The sequence below is a fragment of the Aestuariivirga sp. genome, assembly GCF_044239095.1.
GTDB lineage: Bacteria > Pseudomonadota > Alphaproteobacteria > Rhizobiales > Aestuariivirgaceae > Aestuariivirga.
In genome coordinates this window covers 1-3,357 of record NZ_JBIICB010000365.1, presented here as the reverse complement: position 1 = coordinate 3,357, position 3,357 = coordinate 1, and the positions used below count along the sequence as shown (strand labels likewise).

Genomic DNA, 3,357 nt, shown 5'->3' with positions numbered 1-3,357 from the left:
GCGCTCACGGGAACTGATCCCGGTCGAGGATGCGCTGAACGACATGGCGGAGCTGGCTGGCATGGTGAGGTCGGAGTTGGCAGGGCTTCCCGCCCGGCTGACCCGCATCGTGGCCGAGCGCCAGAAGGTTGAAACGGAGATCGATGGCATTCTGTCGCGCCTTTCCCAGCGAGCCGCAGAAAAGGCGGAAGGTATGGAGGCTGGCAGAAGCCATGCTCTGTCCCGAGGCGAGGCTGCCGATGGGTGAAGCCAATGTCCGTGGTCACGCCAGCGCAATCCCGGCCCGCGGTGGTTACTGAGGCAGGGGTTGCGGTTTTACATTGGCAAGGCCAGTCATCCGGTGATATAACCGAGACAACTGAAACGACGGAGAACCGAACATGGCAAGCGCATCCCAGAAGAAGGCGTCCGCCACGACCCGTCGCCGGGCTGCCGCGCGCGGCCTGGTTCGCGTGGAGGTGCAGGCTGACAGGGCGGATGCAGGCCTGATCCGCGGACTGGCGGAAACGCTGCGCGGTGAGCCGGACCGGGCCAGGATGCTGCGGTCGGTCCTCGAACAGGCACTCGGGGAAAGAGGGAAGCGGACCGCGTTTGATGTCTTCGGTTCCGACCTTCCGGAAGAAGCCTTCGAGGGTGTTTTTGGTCAGCCGCGCCAGAAGGGCTGGCGCGAGGTTGACCTGTGAGGTTCCTCGTCGACACGAATGTGATTTCTGAGATCCGCAAGCGAGACCGGGCCCATCCCAATGTCGCGAAGTGGGTTGCTGCGACGCCGGTGAAGGAGATTGGCACCAGCGTGATTGTCCTCGCGGAGATCAGGCGCGGTATAGAGCTGAAGCGCCGCCACGATCCCGAGCAGGCGAAGGGGCTTGATGGCTGGTTTTCCCACATGCGTGCCGGACTGGCTGACCGGGTGCTGCCCATCACCGAACCGATTGCTGAAATGTGGGCGCTGCTCGGCGTTCCGGATCAGGTGCCGTTCATCGATGGTCTTCTCGCCGCCACGGCCAAGGTTCATGGCCTGACACTGGTGACGCGCAACATTTCCGATGTCGAACGCACTGGCGTCATGCTGCTTGATCCGTTCTCGCCTCTGAAGGACGAAGGTCACCTATCGGCGTAATTGCAACTATTGCGACATGGCTAAAATACTATATCGGCAAATCCTTTCCTTGGCGCGCGGCTAAGGAAAGGTTCGGTGCCCTATGGCGCAGCCATCCTTGCTCCGGGAAAGTGGAGGCGCGCATGTCGCATGATGGACATCTGCTGCCGTGAAGCCGTCCGTTCGTGCCGTGCCCGGCGAACCGCAGAAGAGGGTCAAGGCCTGGAGGCTGGCGGAAGCGATCCTTCGGCCCTCACCGAAGCTGCCGCCTGACGAGTGGGCGCGGCTTCATAGGGTCTATCCAGAGACCTCGGGTCTGCCGGGTCCGCGGGATCCGTGGCTCACGCCCTACATGGTGCCGATGGCGCGGGCGGTGCATGGCGGAGCGTACAAGCGCGTGGTCATGGTGTGTTCTGCGCAAAGTGGCAAAACTGAAAATTTGATCGACCTCATCGGTGCGCGCCTTGATCAACGCCCGGCGCCGATTCTCTACGTCGGCCCCATCAGGGACTTCCTGACCGACCAGTTCGAGCCGCGCCTCATGAGCTTGCTGGACGAGGCGGAGACGCTGTCGGCCAAGGTTGTCCGCGGCAAGCGCATGAAGAAGACGCTCAAGATCGTGGCGGGGGTGCCGGTGCGCCTTGCTCACGCGGGATCCTCTGCCGCGCTCAAGTCGAGCCCCGCGGCGCTCGCGCTGGTCGACGAGTACGACGAGATGCTGGCAAACGTGAAGGGGCAGGGAGATCCGCTTGGGCTGGTGGAGGCACGCGGCGAGACCTATGCCGACTTCGTTACCGCCATCACGTCCACGCCGTCCCGCGGGTTGATCGAAAGCGAGCTTGATGAACGCAACGGCCTCCGGTTCTGGAAGATCGCCGTCCCCGAGGCGGTGGAGAGCGCCATCTGGAAGCTCTGGCAGTCTGGCACCCGGCACCACTTCTGCTGGCCGTGCCTGCACTGCGATAAATACTTCGTGCCGCGCTTCGAGCAGATGCGCTGGCCCGAGAATGCAACGCCGGCGGAAGCCGCCAAGGCGGCCCAGCTGGAATGTCCCCATTGCGGTGGGCTGCACCAGGATGCCGACAAGCAGGAGATGAATGCCCGGGGGCTTTATGTCGCCCCGGGACAATGGGTAGAGGAAGGAGAAGTCCGGGGCGAGCCCCCTGACAATGCGGTGATCAGCTTCTGGGCCAGCGGGCTTGCCAGCCCCTTCGTTTCCTGGGGCATGAGGATCGAGCGCTATGTGCGCGCCCTGGCCTCGGGCGATCCCGACCAGGTGCAGACGGCGCTCAATGCCGGGTTCGGCGAATGCTTCACCCCGGCAGCGGGGCGGGATGCGCTCGACTGGCAGGAAATCTTCCAGCGGCGGCAGCCCTACCGACTAAAGGAAGTTCCCGACGGTGTTCTCCGTCTTGGCATGGGCGTTGATGTCCAGAAGCTGTCGCTCTACTACACGATCCGGGGCTTCGGCGCACGCGGGCGCTCCTGGCTCATCGACCGGGGACAACTCTTCGGCCCCACCGACGATGACGAGGTATGGAACGCTCTTGCCGACCTGATGCTATCGCCGATTGTGGGTCTGCAGATCGAGCGGGTCTTTGTCGACTCAGGGTTCAGGCCCAACAAGCCGGACGCGGGTGACGAGCACAAGGTCTATGAATTTACACGGCGCTACCCGTGGCTGGTCTCTCCCACCAAGGGCCGTTCCACCATGTCACCGCCGTACCGGGTGTCGAAGATCGAGGTGACTGCCAAGGGCAAGAAGGCGTCCTATTCCATAGACCTTGTCTGGCTCTCGACCGACTTCTTCAAGTCGCTGCTGGTCTCGCGCATTCGGACACCTCTCGACCAGCCGGGCTCGTTCATCGTGCCCGACGATATTGATGAGGATTACGCAAAGCAACTCGTATCTGAAGTCCGCGTCGTGGACGGCGCCACCGGCAAGCCGCAGTGGGTCCAGAAATCGCGCGCCAACCACTATCTCGACTGCGAGGCTCCGCGAAGCCTATTACGCGCTGCTCGAGGGCATCCTCAAGGAGGCGGGCCAGACGGCGGGCGTCACGGAGATCGAGATCGACCCGTCGCTGGCCTCTATAAAGCGCAAATACTTCGAGATGCGCGACGAGAGCTTCATCCACATGGGCGAGCGCCTCGCCCGCGAGATCGGCGGCAACTTCCGCATCCAGGGAAACAAGACTATCATGTCGAAGCGCGGCGGCACCTACACTGCGGCGGTCATCGCTGCGTGGGGACGGAAT

The 3,357-nt window shown here is 63.2% G+C and carries 4 protein-coding genes; all 4 read left to right on the top strand.

Features of this window, described 5'->3' with window-relative positions:
• Positions 1-247 (top strand): hypothetical protein (locus ACILRA_RS21240; protein ID WP_395664043.1); only part of this gene is annotated, 247 nt, incomplete at its 5' end.
• Between the two features lie 133 nt (positions 248-380).
• A complete protein-coding gene (locus tag ACILRA_RS21235) occupies positions 381-683 on the top strand; it encodes a hypothetical protein (RefSeq protein ID WP_395664042.1) in 303 nt (100 codons plus the stop codon).
• Positions 680-1,120 (top strand): type II toxin-antitoxin system VapC family toxin, encoded by a 441-nt coding sequence (locus ACILRA_RS21230; protein WP_395664041.1) that lies wholly within the window; start codon positions 680-682, stop codon positions 1,118-1,120. Before ACILRA_RS21235 ends, ACILRA_RS21230 begins: the two co-directional genes overlap by 4 nt.
• Before the next feature lie 148 nt (positions 1,121-1,268).
• Positions 1,269-3,357: terminase gpA endonuclease subunit (locus ACILRA_RS21225; protein WP_395664040.1), on the top strand; the 2,089-nt coding region annotated here is incomplete at its 3' end.